Annotated in this window: 20 protein-coding genes; 13 read left to right on the top strand and 7 right to left on the bottom strand. The window is 69.8% G+C overall.

What is annotated here, in order from left to right; translation table 11 throughout:
- The first annotated feature begins 6 nt into the window (after positions 1–6).
- From ABH936_RS04390 to ABH936_RS04365, 6 genes are all read left to right on the top strand, one after another.
- The gene (locus tag ABH936_RS04390) at positions 7–927 is read left to right on the top strand and encodes a biotin--[acetyl-CoA-carboxylase] ligase (protein WP_404602688.1); all 921 of its coding nucleotides are present in this window, start codon (positions 7–9) and stop codon (positions 925–927) included.
- A gap of 27 nt (positions 928–954) precedes the next feature.
- Complete coding sequence (locus ABH936_RS04385) at positions 955–1956, top strand: adenylate/guanylate cyclase domain-containing protein (protein WP_241724813.1); 1002 nt, start codon at positions 955–957, stop codon at positions 1954–1956.
- A 202-nt stretch (positions 1957–2158) separates the two neighbouring features.
- A complete protein-coding gene (locus tag ABH936_RS04380; protein WP_144694623.1) occupies positions 2159–2986 on the top strand; it encodes a winged helix-turn-helix domain-containing protein in 828 nt (275 codons plus the stop codon).
- Between the two features lie 45 nt (positions 2987–3031).
- Positions 3032–4267: a 5-(carboxyamino)imidazole ribonucleotide synthase gene (locus tag ABH936_RS04375; protein WP_404602687.1), complete on the top strand. Its 1236-nt coding sequence runs from the start codon at positions 3032–3034 to the stop codon at positions 4265–4267.
- On the top strand, positions 4264–4881 hold the full coding sequence (gene purE, locus ABH936_RS04370; RefSeq protein WP_376745305.1) for a 5-(carboxyamino)imidazole ribonucleotide mutase: 618 nt from the start codon (positions 4264–4266) through the stop codon (positions 4879–4881). Before ABH936_RS04375 ends, purE begins: the two co-directional genes overlap by 4 nt.
- Positions 4882–4986: 105 nt before the next feature.
- Positions 4987–6156, top strand: a complete 1170-nt coding sequence (locus ABH936_RS04365; RefSeq protein WP_038568989.1) for an acyl-CoA dehydrogenase family protein — start codon at positions 4987–4989, stop codon at positions 6154–6156.
- A gap of 149 nt (positions 6157–6305) precedes the next feature.
- Here the strand turns inward: ABH936_RS04365 and ABH936_RS04360 are convergent, their stop codons facing one another.
- Together ABH936_RS04360 and ABH936_RS04355 are read right to left on the bottom strand one after the other, a co-directional pair.
- Positions 6306–6899, bottom strand: coding sequence for an NAD(P)-dependent oxidoreductase (locus ABH936_RS04360; protein ID WP_404602686.1), 594 nt, complete (start codon positions 6897–6899; stop codon positions 6306–6308).
- Positions 6900–7061: 162 nt separating this feature from the next.
- Positions 7062–8759, bottom strand: a complete 1698-nt coding sequence (locus ABH936_RS04355) for an LCP family protein (protein ID WP_404602685.1) — start codon at positions 8757–8759, stop codon at positions 7062–7064.
- 559 nt (positions 8760–9318) lie between these two features.
- Here ABH936_RS04355 and ABH936_RS04350 point away from each other — a divergent pair.
- The 3 genes from ABH936_RS04350 to ABH936_RS04340 all read left to right on the top strand — a co-directional run bounded on the left by ABH936_RS04350 (position 9319) and on the right by ABH936_RS04340 (position 12111).
- A complete protein-coding gene (locus tag ABH936_RS04350) occupies positions 9319–10359 on the top strand; it encodes a glycosyltransferase family 2 protein (protein ID WP_404602684.1) in 1041 nt (346 codons plus the stop codon).
- Between the two features lie 110 nt (positions 10360–10469).
- Complete coding sequence (locus ABH936_RS04345) at positions 10470–11333, top strand: ABC transporter permease (protein ID WP_404602683.1); 864 nt, start codon at positions 10470–10472, stop codon at positions 11331–11333.
- Position 11334: 1 nt separating this feature from the next.
- Complete coding sequence (locus ABH936_RS04340; RefSeq protein WP_404602682.1) at positions 11335–12111, top strand: ABC transporter ATP-binding protein; 777 nt, start codon at positions 11335–11337, stop codon at positions 12109–12111.
- 124 nt (positions 12112–12235) lie between these two features.
- Here the strand turns inward: ABH936_RS04340 and ABH936_RS04335 are convergent, their stop codons facing one another.
- From ABH936_RS04335 to ABH936_RS04325, 3 genes are all read right to left on the bottom strand, one after another.
- Positions 12236–12982 carry a TIGR03089 family protein gene (locus ABH936_RS04335; RefSeq protein WP_404602681.1) on the bottom strand — a complete coding sequence of 249 codons (747 nt, stop codon included), beginning with the start codon at positions 12980–12982 and terminating at the stop codon, positions 12236–12238.
- Positions 12982–14514, bottom strand: coding sequence for an aldo/keto reductase (locus ABH936_RS04330; protein ID WP_404602680.1), 1533 nt, complete (start codon positions 14512–14514; stop codon positions 12982–12984). The genes ABH936_RS04335 and ABH936_RS04330 overlap by 1 nt, the downstream gene beginning before the upstream one ends.
- 72 nt (positions 14515–14586) lie before the next feature.
- On the bottom strand, positions 14587–15708 hold the full coding sequence (locus ABH936_RS04325; protein WP_143181489.1) for a PseG/SpsG family protein: 1122 nt from the start codon (positions 15706–15708) through the stop codon (positions 14587–14589).
- A 150-nt stretch (positions 15709–15858) separates the two neighbouring features.
- Here ABH936_RS04325 and pseB point away from each other — a divergent pair, with 150 nt between their 5' ends.
- Positions 15859–16848 (top strand): UDP-N-acetylglucosamine 4,6-dehydratase (inverting), encoded by a 990-nt coding sequence (gene pseB, locus ABH936_RS04320; RefSeq protein ID WP_062258232.1) that lies wholly within the window; start codon positions 15859–15861, stop codon positions 16846–16848.
- A 10-nt stretch (positions 16849–16858) separates the two neighbouring features.
- Positions 16859–17989: a DegT/DnrJ/EryC1/StrS aminotransferase family protein gene (locus ABH936_RS04315; protein ID WP_131941344.1), complete on the top strand. Its 1131-nt coding sequence runs from the start codon at positions 16859–16861 to the stop codon at positions 17987–17989.
- Between the two features lie 123 nt (positions 17990–18112).
- On the opposite strand, the gene ABH936_RS04310 is transcribed toward ABH936_RS04315, so the two are convergent.
- Positions 18113–20092, bottom strand: a complete 1980-nt coding sequence (locus ABH936_RS04310; protein WP_038568980.1) for a glycosyltransferase — start codon at positions 20090–20092, stop codon at positions 18113–18115.
- A gap of 204 nt (positions 20093–20296) precedes the next feature.
- Between ABH936_RS04310 and ABH936_RS04305 the strand changes: the two genes are divergently transcribed.
- Entirely contained in the window at positions 20297–21142 is an 846-nt protein-coding gene (locus ABH936_RS04305) for a hypothetical protein (RefSeq protein WP_038568978.1), read from the top strand.
- The gene (locus ABH936_RS04300) at positions 21139–22794 is read left to right on the top strand and encodes a hypothetical protein (protein WP_160126222.1); all 1656 of its coding nucleotides are present in this window, start codon (positions 21139–21141) and stop codon (positions 22792–22794) included. The genes ABH936_RS04305 and ABH936_RS04300 overlap by 4 nt, the downstream gene beginning before the upstream one ends.
- Positions 22795–22873: 79 nt before the next feature.
- On the opposite strand, the gene ABH936_RS04295 is transcribed toward ABH936_RS04300, so the two are convergent.
- Positions 22874–24277 (bottom strand): hypothetical protein, encoded by a 1404-nt coding sequence (locus ABH936_RS04295; RefSeq protein ID WP_404602679.1) that lies wholly within the window; start codon positions 24275–24277, stop codon positions 22874–22876.
- Positions 24278–24292: the final 15 nt, after the last annotated feature.

The following is a 24292-nucleotide window of genomic DNA, read 5'->3' as shown; positions in this document are numbered from 1 at the left end:
TGTCACGTGACCTCGAACACGAACTCGTCAGTAGCCTTTTCGCCAGGGATGCCGCGGGATCTGCGTGCCGACGGGTGGGCTCGCGTCGACCTGTTCGACGAGGTCGATTCGACGAATGTGGTCGCCCTCGACACCGCCGAGCGCTGGCACCTCGTGGCCGCCCATCGCCAGCGCGCCGGGCGCGGACGCCTCGATCGGGCCTGGGTGACGCCCGCGGGCGCCGCCGTCACCGTCTCGATGACGCTGCCGCTGCCACGGGACGCGGCGACGTGGGGTTGGGTGCCGTTGTTCGTCGGTGACGCCGTGCGCGCCGCCCTCGCGCAGCTGGCCGACGAGCGCGGGGCGGACGTCGAGTTCGTCACGAAGTGGCCCAACGACGTCCTGGTGTGGGATGACGACGGCGACGAGAGCGGCGTCGACGCCGGCCCGGGCACCGGCGGGGCGAGCGGCGACTGGCGCAAGGTCGCCGGCGTCCTGTGTCAGGTGGCGCCGGGCAACCTCGTCGTCGCGGGCGTCGGGGTGAACGTGGCTCAGCAGCGCGGCGAGTTGCCCGTCGACACGGCGACGTCGACGTCACTCGTCGGGTTGGACGCCGCGCGTGACGAGGTGCTCGCGGCCGTCGCTGCGCACGTCGCCCGTGCCGCGCGTGCCTGGTGCGAACCCGTGGCGCTCGCGGCCGCCCGCGAGAGCGTGCGTCGACACTGTCGCACGATCGGCAGCCTCGTCGACGTGCACACCCCCGACGGCAAGGTGGCGCGGCGGCGAGGCGCCGGCATCGACGACGGCGGGCGGCTCGTGACGACCGTTCCCGGTGCGCGTCCAGGCTCAGCGCCTACGATGGCGTACTCGGTGGCGGACGTCGTGCATGCCCGCTTGGGCAGCCGCGCGGAGGCCGGCGAGCGACGCGGGCGGAACGCCGACGAGTGATCGGTACGAGGCAGAAGGCGAGACGTGATGGCTGACCCGGTGTCCCACCTCGATTCCGACGATTCGATGTTCATCGACGCGGTCGAGCGACGCCTCATGGGCGCGCCGCGCCGCTACAAGCGCCGTGACCTGTCGACGCACGCCGGGGTCGACGCCGACGACACCCGTCGCGTGTGGCGCGCTCTCGGTTTCGCCAACTCGCGTGAGGCGGACGTCGCGTTCACCGACACCGACCTCGACGCCCTGCGCGCGGTGTCCGCGATGACGGCCGCGCACGATCTCGACGTCGACACCCTCCTCGGGTTGGCGCGTGCGCTGGGGCGCACGACCGGCCGACTCGCGATGTGGCAGGTGCAACTCGTCGTCGACATGCTCGCGCAGCGTGACGGAGGCCCGCGCGGCGGCAAGCCCCTCGCCCGCGCCGCGGCGGAGGAGATGGCGAGCCTCGTCGACGACCTCGAGCCGTTGCTCCTCTACGTGTGGCGCCGCAACGTCGGCGTCGCACTCGCGCGCCTGCTGGCCGATGCGCAGCCCGAGACGCACCTCGGTGTCGTGCGCACCGTCGGTTTCGCCGACCTCGTCTCCTTCACGCGCCTCGCGCGTCAGCTCAGCGAGAGTGATCTCGCGGCGCTCGTCACGCGGTTCGAGGCGGTCGCCTCGGACATCGTCAGCGAGCACGGGGGCGCCGTCGTCAAGACGGTCGGTGACGAGATCCTCTTCTCGCACCAGGACCCGGAGGGCGCCTCGCGCATCGCGCGTGCGCTCAAGGAGATGTCGGAGGTCGACGACCTGCTGCCACAGATGCGCGTGGGCTTGTCGACGGGTCGCGTGCTCGCGCGTCTCGGCGACATCTACGGCACGACGGTCAACCGCGCCGCACGCCTGACGAACGCCGCCGCGGCGAGTCAGATCCTCGTCGACGAGGCGACGGCCGACGCGCTGCGTCACGACCCGGAGTCGACGCTTCGCGCGCACGAACCGTTGGAACTCGCGGGTATCGGCCTCAGCGCGGCCTGGATCCTGCTCTGACGGACCTGTTCTGAAAGCACCCTGCTCGGGACGCATCCTGCTGGACGGATCGGGCGTCGGACCCTGCGGGTGAACGCCTGGTGACGATTCGGCGACAAAGCCATGCTGTATACATTTCTGTCAAGTCGGCTGGATGGGCAACTGACAATTCGTCGGTCCGCAAAACACCGCAGGGTATGCCGGGCTGCCTATAGTCGTGCTCATGAACGACGTCCTGGTCGCCCGCGGGGGTTTCGGCGACGACACGGCTCTCATGCGCATGAGCCACGCAGCACACCTCTCGGTCCGCACCGTGGAGGGCACGCTCGAGACCGTGACGCCCGAATCCGTCGGAACGGCGACCGCGTGCATCGTCTTCGCGGCGAACTGCCGCCGCGTCGACGGCGACGCCGACCTGGGCGGCTGCGCCACGGCCGCGCCCGACGGGGTGCGCGAGAGCGCCGCCGCCGTGCGCACCTCGTCCCGCCGCCATCCGGGTGTGGCGTTCGTCGCCGTGCTCGACGACGCGGCGCTCGTCGGGGACGTCGAACGCGCGGCCGCGACCGTCGCGCTGCTCGACGCGGGGGCCGACGACGTCATCTCGTGCGCGATCACGCCGGCGGAGCTCGAAGCGCGGGTCAGCGCCGCGGTGCGCCGGGTCAACCGGGCGCATGGCGGACCGCGGCTGGTGGCGAACGCCGTCGAGGGGAGCCCACCCCACGTGGACGCGGCGCGGCGCGAGCTCGTCGGCGCCAGCGGGCGGGCGGTGATGACCGCGAAGGAAGCCATCATCATGGGGGTGCTCGTCGGGCGGCATGACGTCGTCAGTCGCGCAGAGTTCGAGGCGGCGCTGTGGACGGGCCAGTGGCGTGGCACACCCAAGGCGGTCGACATGCACATCGCCAAGCTGCGCCCCAAGCTGCGGGTCGCGACGGGCGGGCAGTGGCAGATCGAGACGGTGCGCGGCGCGGGCTTCGTCCTGACGCGGCGCGAGGGCGAGGCCCTCGTGTCGGTGGGGGTGGGCCTTGCCCACCCGGCGACGCCCGCCTGACGACCGCGCCACGCGCGTGATGAATCCGCCGGATAATCTTGGCGCGTGAACCAACCCCAGCCCCATGCGCGCAACGCCGCCGAGCCGGACGCTGCGACGCCCGACACCCAGCCCGCCCACGAGGCGCGCCGCGCGCCGGGCGGATTTCCCGTCGTCGGCATCATCGGCGGCGGCCAGCTCGCCCGCATGTGTGCCGCCCCCGCGGCCGAGCTCGCGCTGACGTTGTCCGTCTTCGCCGAATCCGACGACGCCGCAGCGGCACTCGTCGTCCCGCATGCGCCTGTCGGTGACTACCGCGACGCCGAGCAGGTGCGCGAGTGGGCACGCGGATGCGATGTCGTGACGTTCGATCACGAGCACGTGCCCGCCGGCGTCCTCGCCGCCCTCGAGGCCGACGGCGTCGCGCTGCACCCGCGCCCGAGTGCGCTGCGCTTCGCCCAGGACAAGCTCGCGATGCGTCAGCGCCTCAGCGACCTCGACGTGCCGTGCCCCGCCTGGGCTCCCGTTTCCACGAGCGACGAGTTGAGCGCGTTCGGCGAACAGCACGGCTGGCCGCTGGTGCTCAAGACCCCGACGGGCGGGTACGACGGCAAGGGCGTCATGCTCGTGCGCACCCCCGACGACGCGGACGCCTGGTTCGCGCAGGCTGACGGCGCGCCGCTGCTCGCGGAGGAGGCCGTCGCGTTCGAGCGGGAGATCGCCGTCATGATCGCGCGCAGCCCGAGCGGCCAGGTCGCCGTGTGGCCCGTCGTCGAGACCGTTCAGGTCGACGGCGTCTGCACCGAGGTCCTCGCCCCCGCCCCCGACCTGAACGACGACGCCGCCGAACGCATCACCTCCGCCGCCATCACGATCGCGCGCGAACTCGACGTCACGGGCGTCATGGCCGTCGAGCTGTTCGACCTCGGCGGCGGCGAGTTCGTCGTCAACGAGCTCGCGATGCGCCCGCACAACTCGGGACACTGGTCGATGGACGGCTCCGTCACCGGTCAGTTCGAGCAGCACCTACGTGCCGTCCTCGACCTGCCCCTCGGCGACACGCGCGCGCGGGCACCGTGGACGATCATGGGCAACGTGCTCGGCGGCGAGTACGAGGAGTTGTACCCCACCTACAAGCACCTCATGGCACGTGATCCCGGCCTCAAGATTCACCTCTACGGCAAGGGTGTGCGCCCCGGCCGCAAGATCGGGCACGTCAACGTCTTCGGCGACGACCTCGTCGGCCTGCGCGCACGAGCCCGCCACGCCTGTGACTACCTCCAAGGAACGGTGACCGAATGAGCGACGCGACCACCCCCGACGTGACGACGAACGCTGCGGGTTCGGCGACCCCGGCCACGAGCTCGACGACCCCCACGAGCGCGACGCAGCCGGCGAAGGCGCCCGTCGTCGGGCTCGTCATGGGCAGCAACTCGGACTGGCCGACGATGTCCGCGGCCGCCGATGTCCTCGACGAGTTCGGCATCGGCTACGAGGCCGACGTCGTCTCGGCGCACCGCATGGCGCACGAGATGGTCGAGTACGGCACCCGCGCCGCGGAGCGCGGCCTGCGCGTCATCATCGCCGGCGCCGGGGGAGCGGCGCACCTGCCGGGCATGCTCGCGTCGGTCACGACGCTGCCCGTCATCGGGGTGCCCGTGCCGCTGAAACACCTCGACGGCATGGACTCGCTGCTGTCGATCGTCCAGATGCCCGCCGGCGTGCCCGTCGCGACGGTCTCGATCGGTGGTGCGCGCAACGCGGGCCTGCTCGCGGCGCGCATCCTCGGCGTCGGTGACTCGGACGAGGCGTGTCGCATCGCCGCCCAGATGATGCAGTTCCAGGCGAGCCTGCGCGACGAGGCCCACGCCAAGGGCGAGGCGCTGCGGCGCGAGGTCGCCGAACGTCAGGCCTGAGTGCCCCGATGTTGCCCGGGCCTGGCGGCGCCGGCGCCCCGAAACCCGGGCAACATCGACGGAGAGGGGCTGCCGCTGCGACGTACTGGCGGGTAGCATGCCGGTATGGCTGCTAACCCTGACTTCGACCTCTACAAGATCTCCGAGGAGCACGAGGCGCTCCGCGAGGCCATCCGCCCCGTCTGCGAGAACAAGATCGCGCCGCACGCGGCCGACGTCGACGACAAGTCGCGCTTCCCTCAGGAGGCCCTCGACGCCCTGATAGAGGCCGGCATGCAGGCGCCGCACGTCGACGAGCAGTACGGCGGCATGGGCATCGACGCGCTCGGCACGTGCATCGTCATCGAGGAGGTGGCCCGCGTCTGCGCGAGCTCCTCGCTCATCCCGGCCGTCAACAAGCTCGGCTCCATGCCCGTCATCCTCGGCGGCGGCGAGGAGATCAAGGCGAAGTACCTACCGAAGCTTGCCTCCGGTGAGGCAATGTTCTCCTACGGTCTGTCCGAGCGCGAGGCCGGTTCCGACACCGCGTCGATGAAGACGAAGGCCAAGCGCGACGGCGACCACTACGTCCTCAACGGCCAGAAGTCGTGGATCACGAACGCCGGCGAATCCGAGTTCTACACCGTGCTCGCCGTCACCGATCCCGACGGTGAGCGCGGGCGCAACATCTCCGCGTTCGTCGTCGAGAAGAGCGACGAGGGCTTCAGCTTCGGCGAGCCCGAGCGCAAGCTCGGCATCAAGGGTTCGCCGACGCGTGAGCTGCACTTCGACAACTGCCGCATCCCCGCCGACCGCATCGTCGGCGCCGAGGGCGAGGGCCTCAAGATCGCGCTGCGCACCCTCGACCACACGCGTGTGACGATCGGTGCGCAGGCCGTCGGCATCGCGCAGGGCGCGCTCGACTACGCCGTCGGCTACGTCAAGGAGCGTCAGCAGTTCGGCAAGGCCATCGCCGAGTTCCAGGCCATCCAGTTCATGCTCGCCGACATGGCGATGAAGGTCGAGACGGCCCGTCAGATGGTCTACGTCGCGGCCGCGAAGTCGGAGCGTCAGGACGCCGACCTGTCGTTCTTCGGCGCCGCCGCGAAGTGCTTCGCCTCCGACGTGGCGATGGAGGTGACGACCGACGCCGTCCAGCTGCTCGGCGGCGCCGGCTACGTCAAGGACTTCCCCGTCGAGCGCATGATGCGCGACGCGAAGATCACGCAGATCTACGAAGGCACCAACCAGATCCAGCGTCTCGTCATGGGCCGTGCGGTCCTCAAGGGCTACTGAACCCAGCCCTGACGACGAGTGCGGGCCGCAGCTGATCTCAGCTGCGGCCCGCACTCGTCCTCCGTTCCTCGCGCTGCGGCGACGCACCGGTATCCGTGCGGACGGGGCGACCCGGCGTCCTGCCGGCCGCGTCACGGAGACGAGTGGCGTCAGTTGGAGACGACGAACCGCTTGTTCGAATGCCGGGGGTTCTCGAGCTCGTCGATGATCGCGACGGCCAGGTCCTGGCTCGAGACGCTCACGCCGATCATGTGGTCGTCGGACGTCTCATAGTGGCCCGTGCGCTCGCCGGGGGCGAGGACGGGAGCGGGGGAGACAATCGTCCAGGTCGGTTCGGGCGAACCGTTCCGGAACATCGCGAGGGCCGTGCTCGCGGCCTCCGCCTCGGGACGGAAGTCGGCGGGGAAATCCTCGCCCTCCAGCAACGGACGGTCGTTCGCGTCGAGCGAGCTACCGGCGCCGCCGACCATGAACAGGCGGGCCTCGAGCGGGGTCGCCGCAAGACGCTCGTGCGCCGCGAGCCACGCCTCGGCGCTCGTCGAGCGTGCGGGCGGCACCGAGACGACGACTGCGTCGACGTCCTTCGCGAGGCGGACGACGGCGTCCGTGTCCTCGATCGAAGCGACAACGTCACCCGCACCGGGCCGCGTCGACACGCTGACGATCTCGTGGCCGCGCGAGCGACCCTCGCTGACGATGGCCGAGCCGAGCATGCCCGTGGCGCCGAACACTGCGATCTTCATGGTGATCTCCTTCGTGGGGATGAATGACAGCACCAACCACCATTCGGGGTTGATTGTTCCCCGCCGGCCGACGACGCGCCTCGTCGTCCCCCCGCTCTCAGGGCGACACCAACCGAAGACGGTGGCCCCACCCCGAGCGGGGTGAGGCCACCGTCACGAGGTTCAGTTCGCCGTCGTCTTCTTGACGAAGGAGGAGGTGTCGCCGTTCTCCTTGATGGCCTTGAACAGCTCGGCCGAACGCGTCGCGTCCCATTCGACGGCCTCGCCGGCGGGGGTGGGCAGCGCCGCGTTGCCGGTGGGCACGACGACGGAGTTGCCGCCGTCTCCGGAGAACTTCTTGAGGTTCCACATCGTCTGCAGGCCCTGCATCATCGACATGCCCTTGTCGACCGAGAGCCCCTGCGCGCCCGATTCGCCGAGGCCCTTGAGCCTCCACGGCACGAGCAGGTTGGAGGGCGAGCTGATCTCCTTCATGAGCGCCGCGAGGAACTGACGCTGACGCTTGGCGCGCCCGAGGTCGCCCTCCGGGTCGGAATAACGGGCTCGCACGTACCCCAGGGCCGTCGGCCCGTCCATCTGCTGGCACCCCTTCTTGAGGTTGATGTGGGCCTTGGGGTCGTTCATGTCGCGGGCGACACAGATGTTGACACCACCGACGGCGTCGACGACGGACGCGAACCCGCCGAAACCGATCTCCATGTAGTTGTCGATGTGGATGCCGGTGTTCGTCTCGATCGTCTTGACGAGCAGCTGCGGGCCGCCGATCGAGAACGACGCGTTGATCTTGTTCTTCGCGTGCCCCGGAATGGAGACGTAGCTGTCGCGCGGGATCGACATGAGGGTCGGCTTGCCGCCGCCCGTGTGCAGGATCATGATCGAGTCGGTGCGCTGGCCCTCCGCGTCACCCGTGCCGAGCTTCTTCTTCTGCTCGGTCGTGAGGCCGCTGCGCCCGTCTGATCCGACGATGAGCGTGTTGTGGCCAGCGCCCGAATCGGCGAGGTGCTCGGACGGGATCGCGTCGACCTTCTGCACCTTGCCCCACGCGGACATGCCGGCCCAGACGAGGCCGCCGACCCACAGCAGGAGCAGGACGAGCACTCCTGCGACGATCTTCTTGCCGCGCCCGAACCGGCGGCGTCGACGAGGCGGTTCCTCGCCCGAGTCGCCCGGCCCGCCGGGGCCACCCTGTCCGACGGGGCCGCCGTGTCCGACGGGGCCGCCCTGTCCGACGGGGCCGCCCTGTCCGCCGGGGCCGCCCTGTCCGACGGGGCCGCTGGCTCCGGCGGGTTCGTGAGGGCCGCCAGGACGGAGGTCGCGGTGGGGGCCGCGCTGGGCGTCGACGTCACGGACATCGGGCCCCACGCCGGCGGCGCGAGCGTGCGCGGACGCGGCGGCGCCCGCGGCCCCGGCCGCCGCAGCACCTCCGACGACTCGACGTCGCCCGCCCTGGCGGGGGGCATCCTCCTGCGGCATGGCGCGCGTGGAGTCGCGGCCCGGGGCATCTTCCTGCGGCATGGCACGGGTCGAGTCACGGTCCGGGGCGTCGGGTGAGGTGCGGCGGCGCTCGTCGGCGGAGGCCGCCGAACCTGCGGCTGCAGCACCTGCGCCCGCCGAACCTGCGGCTGCAGCACCTGCGCCCGCCGCGGCAGCGCCTGCAGCACCTGCGCCTGCAGCACCTGCGCCCGCCGCGGCAGCGCCACCGGGACGCCTCGGAAGACGCCCCGCCGGGCGGCCGTCACCGGTGCGGGCGTCGCCGTCACGGCGCTCGCCGATGCGAGCCTCGGTAGGGCGGGCGTTCGAGGCGCGGGGATCGCTCCCACGGCCTGCGGGGCCCGCGTTGTCGCGCCGCGCGCCGCGCACGGGGATCGCCTGGGCTCCTGCGACGTCCTGGTTTCGGGGCGTGCCGCCGGGCGTCGGGCGTCCCTGCGGCGGACGCTGCTCCTGTGGGTGGGGACGTCGGGCGCCGGCGTCACGGGGTGCGGCTGGCCCACGGTCGACATCGGGCGCGCGACGGGGTGCGTCGGGCCGCCGCTGAGGTTGTTCGGCCCCGCGGCGGGGACCTTCGTCGTCGCGCGGTGCGTCACCCGCGCGTGGTGTGTCGGCGCGCTGCGGCATCGCGCGTCGATTGCCCTTCGAACGGCGCGTGTCGACGACGAACGCGTCGTGCTCGTGAGGGCCGCCATGCCCGTCGGGGCGGGGGCGGGGCTGACGAGGTTCACGGGGATCATTCGGCTGCGGCACCCCTCGAGGTTAGACAACGGCGCTGTGTTTTTCGGGGCAGCGCCACGCGGGGCGAGCAGGTCGGGGCCCCGCCGCCCGTGCCCGGGCCCCCGGTAGGCTGACGAACGCATCCGCGCCGCCGCGGGCCCAGGACGGGGCCGCCGACGGCGCACCGAGCTCGATCAGGAGACGTCGTTCCGTGTCAGATGAGCATTCGCACGCCGCACAACCGGCCGGAGCCGACGACGGGGAACGTCGCGGCATCTCCGTCTTCATGCCGATCCTCGACGAGGAGAAGCACCTCACCGAGTCGGTGCGCGCCATCCTCGCGCAGGAATACGACGGCCCACTCGAGGTCGTCCTCGCCATCGGGCCGTGCCACGACCGAACGTGGGACGTCGCGCGCGAGCTCGCAGACGCCGACGATCGCATCACCCTCGTCGAGAACCCCGCGGGCCGCACGCCGGACGGCCTCAACGCCGCGCTCGCTGCGACGCGCCACGACATCCTCGTACGCGTCGACGGCCACGGCATCCTCTCGCCGGGCTACCTGCGCACGGTCGAGCGGCTGCTCGCCGAGACGGGCGCCGCGAACGTCGGCGGCATCATGGACGCCGAGGGAACGACCGACTTCGAGCAGGCCGTCGAATGCGCGATGAAGTCGAAGATCGGCGTCGGGGGCGTGAAGTTCAAGCAAGGCGGTGACGCCGGCGCGGTCGAGACCGTCTACCTCGGCAACTTCGCGCGCGAGTGGATCGAGCGCGTCGGGATGTATGACCCGCGCTACACGCGGGCACAGGACTGGGAGATGAACTACCGCATCCGCCGCGCGGGCGGCACCGTCTGGTTCACCCCCGAACTGCGCGTCACCTATCGTCCGCGGGCGAGCTTCAAGGCGCTCGCCAAGCAGTACTTCGAGTACGGCATGTGGCGTCGCGTCGTCGCGCGTCAGCACAAGGGGTCGATCAACCTGCGCTATCTCGCGCCGCCCGTCGCGGTCGTCGGTGTCGTCGGGGGTGCTGCGCTCGGCGCGTTCTGGCGCCCGGCGCTCGCAGCGCCGCTCGGGTACGCGGCCCTCGTCACCGCCGGAGGCGTGCACGCGGCGCGCGGGCGCGACGCGGCCGTCGTCGTCCGCATGCCGGCCGTGCTCGCGACGATGCACCTGGCCTGGGGCCTGGGCTTCCTCACCTCCCGCGTCGAGCTCGAACCCGCCGAACCGGGGCAGGCCCCGCGAGCCTGAGCGAACTCCCAGCGCGTGCTCGGTAGGCTGAGATGCCTGCGTCGTGGCACCGCCAGGTGCCGCTGCCCTCGAGCCGGTGGGCGAACCAGCTGGTCAGCATGAAGGAAGACATGAACTCATCGAACCGCTTGGCGCGGATCTGGGACCATCGAGCGACGCTCGACACCCTCGTCCGACGTGACCTTCGCGTGCGTTATTCGCGCTCGGCGTTGGGTTACCTCTGGACCCTGATCGACCCCCTCGCCATGGCGCTGGTCTACTCGTTCGTCTTCGGCGTCATCTGGGCGAGCAACCCCTCACCGGGTGAGCCGATGGCTCAGCGGTTCAAGAACACCGACGGTGTGCCGATCGTGCTCTTCATCGTCGCTGGCATGCTCGCCTGGAACTGGTTCAACAACGTCATCAACGAGAGCGCGCGAGCGCTCTACGCGGAGCGGTTGCTCGTCCGCTCGACGAACCTTCCGCGCGAGTTGTGGGTGGCGCGCGTCGTCATCTCCAAGGGCATCGAGCACCTGCTGTCGCTGCCGATCCTCATCGGCTTCATGCTCTTCTACTGGGCCAAGGGGGAGGTGCAGGTCAGTTGGGAGCTGGTGTACTGGCTCCCGGCGCTGCTCATCGAGTTCATCCTGCTCATGGGGATGGGCCTCGTCATCGCTCCGGTCGCGGCGCTCGTCGACGACTTCATCCGGATCGTGCGCATCATCCTGCGCGTGCTGTTCTACCTCACGCCGATCATCTACTCGATCCACCTGCTCGCCGAGAAGGCGGCGCAGCACCATGCGTCCTGGGCGATGACCCTCATGCAGATGAACCCGCTCACCGGCATCATCGACATGTATCGCGCCGGTTTCGTCAACCAGCACGGCCCCGACTGGCACAGCTGGATCTTCGCCTTCGTCATCTCACTGCTGTGGCTCGCCTTCGGCTCGTGGGTGTTCCGCAAGCTCGAGCCCGCGATCCTCAAGGAGATCTGACATGGCCGTCGAATGGAAGACCCCCGAGGGCAAGCCGGTCATCGAGGTCGACGACCTGGGCGTCGAGTTCCTCAAAGGGCGCAAGCGCAACCTGTCGTTGCGGGAGATCATCTACAAGCGCAAGACCTCCTACGACAAGGAGACGTTCTGGGCGCTGCGCAACGTCTCGTTCGACGTCGGCCGCGGGGAGGCCGTCGGTCTCGTCGGGGCCAACGGTGGCGGCAAGTCGACGCTGCTCAAGATGATCGCCGGCACCTTGCTTCCCGACGAGGGCTCAGCGCGCATCCACGAGGGCGTCGCCCCGATGATCGAACTCACCGGTGGCTTCATCGGCGAGTTGTCGGCTCGCGAGAACATCTACCTCATGGCCGGCCTGCACGGCATGAAGAAGGAGACGGTCGACGAGCGATTCGACGACATCGTCAAGTTCGCCGGGCCGCAGGTGCAGCGGGGGCTCGACCTGCCGTTCCGCCACTTCAGCTCCGGCATGCAGGTGCGGCTAGGCTTCTCCGTCATCACGCAGCTCGACGAGCCCATCCTCCTCGTCGACGAGGTGCTCGCTGTCGGCGACCGTGCCTTCCGCGAGCAGTGCTACGAGCGGATGGAAGGGCTTCTCGCCGAGGGACGCACGCTGTTCCTCGTCAGCCACTCCGAAGGTGACCTCACGCGCTTCTGCACGCGCGGCATCTACCTGCAGGGCGGCACCCTCGTCGGCGACGGGCCGATGAAGGAGATCATCGACCGTTACAACAAGGATCTCGACGCCGGCGTCAGCTGACCTACCTGCGATTCCCGTCCCCATCGGCGATCTTCGTCCACATTCGCGAATCGCGTCCACCTTCGCGATTTCCGTGCACCTCGGCGAAGTTCGTCCACCTTTGTGCACGCCTGGCGACGACGCCTCATCGAGGCTGCGCAGACTCCTGCTCCAGCAGGCGCGCCAGGTCAGCGGCCTCCATGTCGCCTCGCACGAGCACGACGCTGCCGCCGCCCGCCAGGACGCCGGCGAGAAGCTCCGGCGACGGCGAGGCCAGGAAGTGCCGGCCGGCGTCGGTGAGTGGCGTCGTGAGGTCGGCGTACGACGTCTGACGCTCGTCGCCGGCGCCCGTCACCACGGTCAGCGCGGCGGCCGTCGACGCCGGGACGTCGAACGGGGTGAACACGTCGCCGAAGGTGCTGAGCTCCTGCGCCTCATCGATCGCATCGGTTGGCAGGGGAGCGGACGATCGACGCGCCAGCATCGCGAGCGTGACGACGACGATGTCGCTGTCGACCTCGTCCGCAGGGTTCGAGGTGACGAGCACGTCGGCCTCCCGCACGATGGGGGCAGACGGCAGGGCGCCATCGTCGTCGTCGGCATCGACGAAGACGGCCTGCGCTCCGAGCGACCACACGGCGAGGCAGCAGTAGGCCGTGCGCCAGTGAGCAGCGGGCAGGTGCACGATGACGCTCGAGGACGCGTCGACGTCGAGCTCCTCGTTCAAGAGGTTGGCGGCCTTGCTCACCCAGTTCGTCAGCACCTTGGCGGACAACTCGATGCGTTCACCCTGCGTGGGGCCGGGTGTACGTTCGTAGAACGTCACGCGTGGTGCCGTCTGATCCGTCGCGACGAGGTGTTCTAGCACCTGCCACGGGGTGCGGGTCGTCATCAGGACACCACCGCGTCGAGGCGTTCCTCGACGGCGTCGCGCTCGTCGGCCGTCAGCGGGGCGTTGAGGCAGTAGGCGAGGTCGTCGATCATCTGCTGGTTGCTGCGGGTGCCGATCGCGAGGGAGTCGACGAACTGGTGCGACAAGCTGTAGGCGACGCACAGGTCGGCGACGTTGGCGCGTCCCAGTTCGTGTGCAAGAAGCACGAGCTGACGGTTGAGTTCGCTCGGGTCGAACACGGTGCCGCCGGCGAACGTCGCGTGCGTCGTGACGACGACGTCGCGCCCTCCGAGCAGCTCTCCCGCCGCGCGCAGTTGCCGGTCGGCGACACCGAGCGGGAACTGCACGTAGCCGAGCCCGGTGAGGTCGAGGGCGCGTTCGAGTTCTTCGAGCGATTCGACGTTGACGCCGATGCGGCCGACCTCGCCGCTGTCCTGATAGTCGCGCAGGCGGTGCCAGCCGGCGCCGTCGGCGTTGTGCGCCTCGTCGACGTTCGCCATGAGCACGGCGGACGCCCGACGCCGGCCGAGTTCGGCGAAGGAACGTTCGAGCTGGGCCTCGATGACGGCGGCCGCGAGTCGCGGGTCGTTGGTGCGCATCTCGCGCAGGCGGGAGATGAAGTGCAGCCGCTGTGTCAGCTGCGGCTCGCCGCACTTGTGGAGGATCTCCTCGGCGTTGTGGTCGCCTCGACCGACCTCGACGTGGTTGACGCCGCGGTTTACGGCCGTCGCGAGCATCGCGCGGATCTCCGCGGCCGACGGCGCGTTGGGGCCGGCGAACGCCTGGCCGCCGAGGATCATGACGGACTGATCGAGTTCGCTGTCGTCGCGGCGCGGCACGCTGGGGCCGGCGGTGAAGGCGGGCCCGCCGATCTCTGCGATGAGGTCCGTCCATGGGACGGCGACGGGGTCGGCCTTGTCGGCGAACAGACGGCAGACACGGTCGTAGTCGGAGAGCACATCGACCGTGCAGCGGAACCGTTCGGGATCGCCGGGGTTCGCGGCCGGGACGAAGTCGAGCGTCTTGACGTTACGGCGCAACCACGGGGTCACGTGCTCGCGGTCGTACGGGTCGCTCGTCGATGCGGCGGCGCGCCGCAGATCGCGTACGCGGAAGACCTCGCATCCGAGCCCCTCGGGCATGTGTGAGACGTCGTTGCGGCCGTATTCGTAACCGCCCGCATCCATGGCCTCGACGAGTTCGTCGATGAGGCTCGAGTCGCCGACGGGGTTGTCGCCGGTCAGGCGGACGACGCGGTCGTCGTCGTCCATGTCCTTCGTCGCCTCGACGAAGCGGCCGAGCACGTCGTCGAGTGAGCCACGCATCGCCGGGATGTCGACGCGGGCGAGGTGGTCGAAGATGCGGGTGTCGTACTGCTCCTCACTCGTGGCGACGACGACCTCGTGGCCATCACGCGAGGCCCGGCGCGCGACGAGCTCGATCAGCGGCATCCCGCCGATCGTCATGAGCGCCTTGCCGGGCAGCCGGCTCGAGTTCAGGCGGGATTGGATGACGACGCGGGTGCGGGTCACGGTGAGCCTCCGGAGCTGCTGGGACGGTGCTGTTCGAAACAGTGCCGATTCGACGAGGGTGCGTTCGCCAGCCTAGCGAGCCAGGCTGACAAGAGCCTCCGCCACGCGGGCGCGACCCCGGCCGTCGAGCAACTCCTGAGCCCGTGCGGCCCGCTCGACGCGCACGTCGCGGTCGGTGAACGCCTCGCGCAGCGCGCTCACGGCCGCGGCGCGCGCGTCATCGTCGCGTCGCAGCATCTCGAGGTCGCCGAGCCCGAGCGCCAGATCTGCATCGGCCACCATGTCGTAACCCGGGCGCTGGTTGTCGATGACGCAGACGACGCCGAGCGGGACACCGAGGCACATGAGTTCCCACACGGATGACCCGCTCGCGGTCACGACGAGGTCGCAGGCCGCGGCGCGCGCGGCGAGGTCGCTCACCGGTCCGCTCGCTCGCAGTTCGACACCGGGGGGTGCATCCGCGGCGAGGGGGGCGACCCACGTCCGGTCAGGCGTGACGACGGTGATGTCGGCGGCCAGGCCGCTGCATGCCTGCAGTACGAGAGGTGTGACGACGGGCGCCGCGCCGCACGGGTCGGTGCCGCCGAACACCTCGAGCACGCGCAGAGGGCGCTGCTCCTCGTCGGCGACGTCATCGACGGCGACGTCACCGACGGGGCGGCGCAGCGCGAGCACGTCGTCACGAAAGAGGGTGTAGTCCGCCCCTGCGAGGGCGAGCTGTCCCGCGCCGACGGCACGAGGCGTCGCACCGGGATTCTGGTCGACGTAGAGGTCGGCGTCTTGATCAGCCGAGAACGGCCCGTCCACCATCGCCATGACGACGACGCCGGCTCGCCGCAGCCACACGCCCCAGCGCGGACCCAGGTCGTAGCGATCCAGTACGCACCACCGCGCGTCGAGATCGAGCACGAGCGTGACGAGGTCGTCGGGGTCGGTGGGGCAGGGGTGCACGAGAACGCCGGCCTCGGCGTAGGCCGACGCCACCCATGCCACATCGAGATCGCCCGCGAGGTGCACCTCGATGCCTCGTCCGCGCAACTCCTGGGCGAGCGCAAGCAATCGCATCGCGTGCCCGACGCCGATGGTCGGTGTGGCATCGGCGCGCAGCACGACGCGACGGGTGGGGGAGGAAGGCGTCGTCGCGGCGGGCTCCCCGGGCCACGCAGCGGGAGACGGGGAACGAGAAGCGTCCATGCGTCGATGCTCTCACCCCGCCTGCACGGGCGGGGGGCGCCTACGGGCCGGGTGCTAGCCTTGACCTGATATCGAGCAGAACGGTGAGGCGCCACGTCGCGTGGCGTTTGCTCCGGCGTCACCGACGTACGACATGATTTGGGAGCCCGCGTGAGCATTCTTGACGGTTCGTCCATCCTGGTCACCGGTGGTACCGGTTCCTTCGGCAAGGCCTTCATCACGAAGCTGCTCGCCGAGCACAACCCCAAGCGCGTCGTCATCTACTCGCGCGACGAACTGAAGCAGTGGGAGTGCCGCGCGCTGTTCAAGGACGACCCGCGCCTGCGCTGGTTCATCGGTGACATCCGTGACCTCGACCGTCTCAAGCGCGCCATGCACGGCGTCGACTACGTCGTGCACGCCGCGGCGCTCAAGCAGGTCGACACGGCCGAGTACAACCCGTACGAGTTCGTCAAGACGAACGTCATCGGTTCGCAGAACGTCATCGAGGCGTGCATCGACGCGGGCGTCAAGAAGGTCGTCGCACTGTCGACCGACAAGGCCTCTAGCCCGATCAACCTCTACGGCGCGACGAAGCTGACGGCCGACAAGCTGTTCATCCTCGGCAACCACTACGCCGCCGCCTACCCGACGCGCTTCGCCGTCGTGCGCTACGGCAACGTCATGGGCTCGCGCGGCTCGATCATCCCGAAGTTCAAGGCGATGCACGAGGCCGGCGAGTCGCTGCCGATCACCGATCTGCGCTGCACCCGCTTCTTCATCACCCTCGACGACGCCGTGCAGATGGTGCTCGACACCTTCGACCTCATGCAGGGCGGCGAGTTGCTCGTGCCGCGCATCCCGTCGATGAAGGTCACCGACCTCGCGCAGGCCATCGCGCCCGGCGCGCAGATGCACGACGTCGGCCTGCGCCCCGGCGAGAAGCTGCACGAGGAGATGATCTCCCCGGAGGAGGGCCGCCGCGCGGTGATCGTCAAGGACGGCAAGTACTTCGTCCTGCAGCCCGACTTCGCGACGTGGGGCTACGAGCCGCCGAAGGACGGCAAGCCCGTCGAGGACGGCTTCCACTACTCCTCGGGCGACAACGACCAGTGGTACACGATCGAGCAGCTGCAGCAGATGCTCGCCTCGGGCATCTGAGGTCGCGCGGATGCTGCCCTACGGCCGTCAGTCCATCAACGACGCCGACATCGCCGCCGTGCAGGAGGTGCTGTCGGGTGACTGGCTGACCACCGGCCCGTACGTCGAGACGTTCGAGAAGCAGATCGGCGAACTGGCCGGCGTCGCCGAGCCGGCGGTCTCCGTCACCTCCGGCACGGCTGCGCTGCACGTCGCGTACGCCGCGGCCGAGGTCGGCCCGGGCGACGAGGTCATCACGACCCCGCTGACGTTCCTCGCAACGGCGACCGCGGCGGCGCTGCTGGGCGCTAAGATCGTCTTCGCCGACATCAGCGAGGACACGGGCAACCTCGACCCCGAGGCCGCCGCCGCCGAGGTCACCGCCTCGACGAAGGTGATCGCGGGCGTCGACTACGGCGGCCACCCCGTCGACGCCCCCGCGCTGTCGAAGGTCGCGAAGGATGCGGGCGCGTACCTGCTCGAGGACGCGGCGCACTCCGTCGGCGGCTCCCTGAACGGTGTGCCGGTCGGTTCCCTCGCGGACATCACGACGTTCTCCTTCTTCCCGACGAAGAACCTCACGACGGGTGAGGGCGGCGCCGTCGTCGCGAAGGACGCCGACGTCCTCGAGCGCGCGCGCCGGTTCAAGGGCATCGGCATGGTGCGCGAGGCCGACCAGCTGCGTCATCCCGACGAGGGCGCGTGGTGGTACGAGATGCCCGAACTGGGCCTCAACTACCGGCTCAACGACCTGCAGGCCGCGCTCGGCTCGAGCCAGCTGACGCGACTGGAGCAGTTCAAGACGCGCCGTCAGGAGCTGACGGACCGCTACAACGAGGGCCTCGCGGGCATCGAGCAGCTGACGTTGCCCGGCCACCGCGCGGGCGCGGAACCGGTCTGGCACCTCTATCCGCTGCGCATCACCGACGGCCGACGCCGCGAGCTGTTCGACCATCTGCGTGCGCAGGGCATCGGTGTGCAGGTCAACTACATCCCGGTCTACTGGCAGCCGTACTTCGCCGATCTCGGCTACAAGCGCGGCATGTGCCCGAAGGCCGAGGCCTACTACGAGCAGGAGATCAGTCTGCCGATGTTTCCCGACCTCGCCGACTCGGACGTCGATCGGGTCATCGAGATCATTCGGACGTTCTGCGGGGCGTGACTCACATCGTCGATTCGTGAAGAAGGCGTTCGCCCCGGCATCGGGGTGAGCGCCTTCTTCGTGGGCGTCGCCCTTCGCTCGCGTCGTCGCAGGCGGGGCTCCAGCTGTGCTGGCCGGGCCTGGTCAGACGTCGCCGAACGCCGCCGGGAGCTTGCGCAGCAGCGCGCGCCCGCGGCCGTCGCGCGCGAGCTGCACCCGGGCGCCGTCGGGCAAAGACACCTCGAGCGGGCCCGCCGAACCGGAGATGAGCAACGGGCGGCGCTCCCCGTCCTCGATTCCCAGCAGTGCGGCCTCGTGGATACCGTCGACGGGGTTGATGGGCGCGTCCCCGGCGAACATCTCAGCAGGGTCGAGGCGGACGGCGCCCGCCGTCACCACCACATCGAGCGGATCGATCGGTGCGCGACGATGCACCTGAAGGGCCGAGACGCCGGCCGGAAGGGCGAGGACGAAGGCGTCGCTGACGAGCCGAGCGCCGGCGAGCACGACCTCGTCGCCCGCGAGGACCGCCAGGCCTGCTCGCGGCTGCGTGACGGGCTGCACCCAGCCTGCTCGTGGAATCGATGCGCGCGTGGCGCGAGGTGGGGCGGTCGCGGTCCTCGTGGGGCCGGCGAGCACATCGGGGGAGCCTTCCACCTGGCCGCGCCAGCGCTGCAGACCGCCGGGCAGGCTCAAGCGCAGGTCGAGGGCGTAGTGGCCCAGATCGACGCGCGTGCCCAGCGCGGCGCTCAGGTGCAGTCGAACACCCCACGGCATCGACTCACGGGTCGTCACCTGCAGCGCCACGGCGCCCACATCGCTCGGCGAGTGTGTCATGCCGGGGGAGGCCGCCTGGCCGTGCGAGGGCCCTTCGACATGTGACGACCGCTCGTCACGCACTGACGTCGAAGGGATGAGCTGTGCACTGACGGTGGCATGGCGCGCGAGCGCCGGATTGAGGCGCGTGTCGATGACGACGTCGATCCGCGCAGCGTTCGTCGAGACGGCGTGCAGGCTGGAGCGCAGTCGGCGCTCCTTGAGTGGGTGCTGGGGTGTGCGCGAGGCGATGAGCGCGACCGCGACTTCGCTTGCGGCGCGCGGGTCGCGCAACCGGGCGACGTCCCGCACGAGCGTCTTTTTCGAGCCGCCATTGCGCCAGCGCGCCAGCGCGCGGGCGAACGGCAGGTCGCAACGGCGCAGGGCGGTGTGGATCAACTTCGAGACCTGCGTCTGATCGCTTGCTTCGCGTGGGTCGATCATCGCCGCGAGCTCGCACGCCATGCGCTCCAACCCCGGGCGATCGGCCTCGGGTGCGCTCACCATCGTGCCGGCGAGAGAGACGAGGTCGACACGGGCGAAGTAGCTCGCGACGCGACGCGTCACCTCGGCCGGGGCATCGTGGGCGTGCAGGACATCCATCACCAGGCGGGCTGACTCGAAGCGTTCGGCGGCGTTGCGCGCATCACCCGTCTGCTGGGTGATCGACGTGCCCGACTCGCGATCGCGCCACAGGTAGACGTGCTCGTCGACGATGTCGACACTGCGTGCTTCGAGGTAGGCGCGCAGGGTGACGGGGTAGTCCTCGTACCGGATCGGTGGAAAGGCGAAGTCACCGCGCTCCCAGAACGAACGCCGGTACACCTTGTTCCACACCATCCGGTCGCGGATCAGGTCGGGGCGTTCGGCGAGAGTGGTGCGGCGGGCCGGTGTCGCGAACGGCAGGGCGTGCGTCCACGACTGGTAGGTGCCGGCCGCGTCGGTGAACCGCAGCGCATTGCCGGCGGCGAAGTCGGAACCGGTGGCTTCGAGCGTGGTCACGAGCGTCCAGTACCCGCGTGCGGTCAGGAGGTCGTCGCTGTCGAGGAAGGTCAGGTACTCACCTGTCGCGTGTGCGGCCCCGGCGTTGCGTGCGGGCCCGAGGCCGGCGTTCTCCTGCGTGACGAGCAGGAAGCGCGCGTCCTCGTCGACGAAGCCTTGGGCGATGGCGCGAGAACCGTCCCGCGAGCCGTCGTCGACGAGGATGACCTCGACGTCGTGCAGGAGCTGGTCGCGCACGGAGACGAGGCACGCCTCGAGGTAGTCCTCAACTCCGTAGAAGGGGATGACGACGCTGAGCTTGGGCACGGGGCCTCCTGATGGCGTGGGCGGACGGGGCGAGTCTAGTCAGCGAGCGGGGGAGCGGCCGGTGCCCACGCACGTGGGCGGCGATCTGCGTTCGATGTTGCCTGCCCCGCTGTGGCACCATGGTGTGTCGCCGTCTAGCCTCGGGACTGCCCGGTGGCGACGCGCGGCAAGCCGCCACGAGACGAATCCGGAGGAGCCGCCACCGTGGACTCCAGCAACCACTGGTACGGGCACGCCCACCTGCTCGCCGAGTACTGCGGGCTCGACCGCGAGCACCCCCCACGGATCAACGGCGTGATCCAGCACGGCTGGACGTTCGTTCACGGATTCGGCTACGGCCACCGCCCCCCGCACGGCTTCGCCAAGTACGTGTGGGGTGACGTCAACCGCCGACGGGGCCAGGCCATCGGCTGGCGTGACTACGTGACGATCGGCGCGCCTTTCCTTTATCTCGACCGCATGCGCCCGCAGACCGGAACCGATATGGGCGCGCGCGAAGGCACCATCTGGTTTCCGTTCCACGGAACTGTGGATTACGAGGCCGTCGACGGAGACCATGATCGCCTCATTGCACAGATCAAGGACGTCGAGGGTGACGGTCCTGTGACGATGTGCCTGTACTACGTCGAGTACGAACAGGAGGAGGTTCGCCGGCGTTACGAGGACGCGGGTTTCCGCGTCATCACGCTCGGCAAGCGCGGCACGTTCTATCAGGGCGGTACCTCGAACTTTCTCGAACGACAGCTCGTCGAGCTGCGACGGCACGAGCGCGTCGCCTCGAACCGCTTGTCGACCGCGATCTTCTACGGCATTGCCGCCGGTCTCGACCCGGCTGTGTACGGCGATCCCATGGACATCCCGGGCATCAAGCAGGGCTTCGACGGCACGCACCTACTGGAGAAGACCTTTCCAGAACTGCACGGAGAGCACCTCGACCTCGACCTCGCTCGTCAGGTCGCGGACGAGGAACTTGGCCGTGACTTCCTCATGACACCCGAAGAACTCGGCCTCGTTCTGGGCTGGGGCGAAGAGATGGAACTGCTGCGATGACGATCGACCTGGAGAACACCGGCCTCATGCGCCTCGAGCGCGGCGCGATGCAGAACTGGTCGGACGTGGCACGGATGGGGGCACCTGCCTCCGCCGCGGTGCGTGAGGTCGTCGCCAACCTCGTCGACGCCGGAGACCGTGTCCTCGTCGTCGGCCCGACGGCCCTCGACCTCGTGACCGAGTTGGCCGACCTCGCCGGCGCGTTGACCGTGCTCACCCGATCGATCCCCGACGGCGCGACATACGCCGAAGCGCTCGTCGACCGCCCCACCGCACAGGTCGTGTGCGGCGACATCCTGAACGTCGAGCAGAAGCTCGGTGAGTACGACGTCGTTCTCGTTCTCGACGACCTGGCCAGGGTGCCCTCGCTCGAGGACGTGACACCCACGTGGACCGCGGTGTTCGAAGCGGTCGTCGCGTGCGTCGCACCCGGTGGCCGCCTCGCGCTCGCGGTGGAGAACGAGCTCGGCCTGCATCGCATCACGAGCCTGCGCTCGCGCTACACCCAGAACGATGATGCTGCGTGGGATGTCCTCGCGACGTTCGATGCCTCGCGCCCGCGTCATCGAGATGCCCTCGACGCGGCACTCGCCACCACGGAGCTACGCGAGGTGAGCGTCGCCGACTTGCTGCCCACCTGGGACGAGCACACCCTGCTCGCCTGGAACACCATGTCGATCGATGATGAGGGTCGAACCCTGCTCGATGCCCTCACTCTCGCGTCCCCAGCGCTGCGGCGCATCGGCGCGGACCCGACCCGGGTCACACGCGCCGCCGTGCTGGGCGGACGCCTCGCGCAGATGCCGTCGGGCTGGTTCGTCGTGGCAGGTCGCCCGGTCGCGGCGAGCGGGGAACTCGAGGTGCTCGCCTCGACCCTCGATGGTGGCGTCATCCGCTTCGAGTGCGCGGCCGGGACGATCCGCCAGGGTGATCGGCAGATCGCCATCGCGGCGCAGGCACGCCCGTTCGCAGAAGAGGCGCTCGACGCCTGCGCGAGCGGCGACGCCTCTCGACTTCGCACCCTCCTGGCACGATGGGTGGGGTGGGCCCGTGGGCAAGCGCGTGAGGGCCGTCTCGATGCGGAGGTCGGCGACCTGCGCTTCGACAACCTGCTCGTTGCCTTGGCTCGCGATGACGACCACGCGTTCACCACCGTTGCCCCGGCGCCGGCCTCGAGCCGGCTGGATGACGCACTGTGGGCGGCGGTCGTCGACTTCGTCGCTGTCATCCGAGCACGTGGCTCGCTCCACCTGTGGCCGGCAGCCACCGATGATCGGACGATGGCCGCGACGATCGGCGCGATGGCGGGCCTCGCAGCCCCGGATGACCTGGACGCATTGCTCGCCCAACGCGCCAGCATGCTCGACCTACCCGCGCACGACGTCTCCGGCTTGCTCGCCGTCATCGAGCGCCTGGAAGAGAAGAACAAAGCCCTCGCCTCGCGCGCGAACTGGTTCGAGAGCCGCCTCAACCTGCGTGAGCGTGAGCTGCGAAGCCGGGCGCAGCGACAGTCGGCCGAGCTGGCCCTCGCCCGCCAGCAGCAGGAGGCCTTGCGCAAGTCCGCCGAGGACCTGCGACGTTCGATGACGTATCGCCTCGGCAACGTCGCCATGGGTCCGCTCAAGCAGGCCAAGAGACGCTTTCTCGACTGAGATACGCGCGAGAGCGCACCGCTCACCCCTCAGAGGAGCGGCCGTGCGCTCTTGCACGTATCCGGTCTGTCGGCCCCACTCAGCCCGCGCGTCGCAGGGCACGAACTCGCGTGTCAGCAGCCTTGCCGAGTTCGCGCACGAGGAGCTTGGGACGGGTGATCAGCGCAGCCTTGCGGAACTGAGACGCGAGTTTGAACGCGGCCGAGCCCTTGATGTCGGCGTTGGCCTTGGCCATGAGGTCGCGGTTCTTCGACGCACTCAACACCTGGCCGCGAAGTGAGCGAATCGCCCGGGCGCGCACGGCCATCTCGGTGTCGCGTAGGCGCAAGGTGGCTTGGAGCGCCGCAATTTCGTCCTCCAGTGCGGCGATGCGTCGCGTCGCTGCCGCTGCAGCATGCCGAGCAGCCCACAGTCCGTCGTCGTCCGTCGTGGCGCGCGCGCGCCCCTCGACCAACTCACGCACGCGCTCCTCGCCGACGCCGCTCATGGACAGCCACAGGTGCACGAGTTCGTCGTCCGTCAGCGCGTCAGGCCAGGGCAGTTCGGGTTGATCGATGCGAGCGGCAGCGACGAAATGGGACCAGCAGCGACAGAGCAACTCGTCGCGGGGGAGCGGGTCAACCGCGTGGCCACCACTCGGCGCCCCCAGCGTGAGACTGACCGTGTCGCCCTCGACGACTACGTCGCGCCAAGTGAGATCACGGCGCGAGTCGAGCGAGGACGAGGTGGCCACCCACTGTGCGAGGCGTGTGGCAAGGTCACGGAAGGCACCGGTGTCGCTCGCAGCCGCAGCCGTGAGCAAGAGACGGTGCGCGGTTGGCGCGAGTGCCACGGTGCTGGGACGATCCGGGTCGTCACTCGAACCGCCGACAACCCACCGACGATCCGCCGCAGAGCCATCGAGCCATTGCACGTCTTGACCGGCGCCCCCGAGGTAGATGCTGCGGCCGCGGCCGCCGACGACAGCGACGAACGCGTCGGCTGCAGTGAACAGAGCGTTCGCTGCCGCCAGAGCCTCCGTGAACTGCTCGGCCGGCAGCACCGGGGCCCGATCCACGGCCGAGCAGGCCGAGGCTACGAGACCGGAGAGCGAATCGGCCGTCCGTGCGGCCTCGAGAGCGTACTCGTCTAGGACGCACCAGCGCTCGTTCGTACCGAAGAGGCTGTGGATGCTCGCCGCAGCGAACCCGACCTGGCGCAGCGCCTCGGTGAACGCTCGCGGCGACGCGGGCCGAGTTTCATCCTGGGCGCTGGCGTCCACGTCGTGCGACGTCAGTGCACGCGGCGTGGCCGTGAGCAGACGAGCTGTCGAATGGGGATTGTCGAGCGCCACGACCATCGTGGCGCCGGACCGCACCTGGCCGGCGAGGCGGGCCAGCCGTTCGACGAAGGTGCGCTCATCCGTCTCCGAGAATGCGGCCTCCCAACCGGGCCCGGCGAGAAGCGTCTCGGTGTCCGCAGGTAGGTCGGCGATCCGGTCCACGAATAACACCGTGCC

Source organism: Dermacoccus sp. GAS27A, assembly GCF_044909235.1.
GTDB lineage: Bacteria > Actinomycetota > Actinomycetes > Actinomycetales > Dermatophilaceae > Dermacoccus > Dermacoccus nishinomiyaensis.
Note: the sequence above shows the minus strand (reverse complement) of the source record. Positions and strands in the feature narration are given on the sequence as shown.

Excerpts from the sequence above, each read along its gene's own strand:
- ABH936_RS04300 (WP_160126222.1), top strand. The coding sequence starts at position 21,139 with ATGACGATCGACCTGGAGAACACCGGCCTCATGCGCCTCGAGCGCGGC.
- ABH936_RS04385 (WP_241724813.1), top strand. The coding sequence starts at position 955 with ATGGCTGACCCGGTGTCCCACCTCGATTCCGACGATTCGATGTTCATC.
- ABH936_RS04315 (WP_131941344.1), top strand. The coding sequence starts at position 16,859 with ATGCTGCCCTACGGCCGTCAGTCCATCAACGACGCCGACATCGCCGCC.
- ABH936_RS04340 (WP_404602682.1), top strand. The coding sequence starts at position 11,335 with ATGGCCGTCGAATGGAAGACCCCCGAGGGCAAGCCGGTCATCGAGGTC.
- ABH936_RS04325 (WP_143181489.1), bottom strand. The coding sequence starts at position 15,708 with ATGGACGCTTCTCGTTCCCCGTCTCCCGCTGCGTGGCCCGGGGAGCCC.
- purE (WP_376745305.1), top strand. The coding sequence starts at position 4,264 with ATGAGCGACGCGACCACCCCCGACGTGACGACGAACGCTGCGGGTTCG.
- ABH936_RS04380 (WP_144694623.1), top strand. The coding sequence starts at position 2,159 with ATGAACGACGTCCTGGTCGCCCGCGGGGGTTTCGGCGACGACACGGCT.
- ABH936_RS04335 (WP_404602681.1), bottom strand. The coding sequence starts at position 12,982 with ATGACGACCCGCACCCCGTGGCAGGTGCTAGAACACCTCGTCGCGACG.
- ABH936_RS04345 (WP_404602683.1), top strand. The coding sequence starts at position 10,470 with ATGAACTCATCGAACCGCTTGGCGCGGATCTGGGACCATCGAGCGACG.
- ABH936_RS04360 (WP_404602686.1), bottom strand. The coding sequence starts at position 6,899 with ATGAAGATCGCAGTGTTCGGCGCCACGGGCATGCTCGGCTCGGCCATC.
- ABH936_RS04365 (WP_038568989.1), top strand. The coding sequence starts at position 4,987 with ATGGCTGCTAACCCTGACTTCGACCTCTACAAGATCTCCGAGGAGCAC.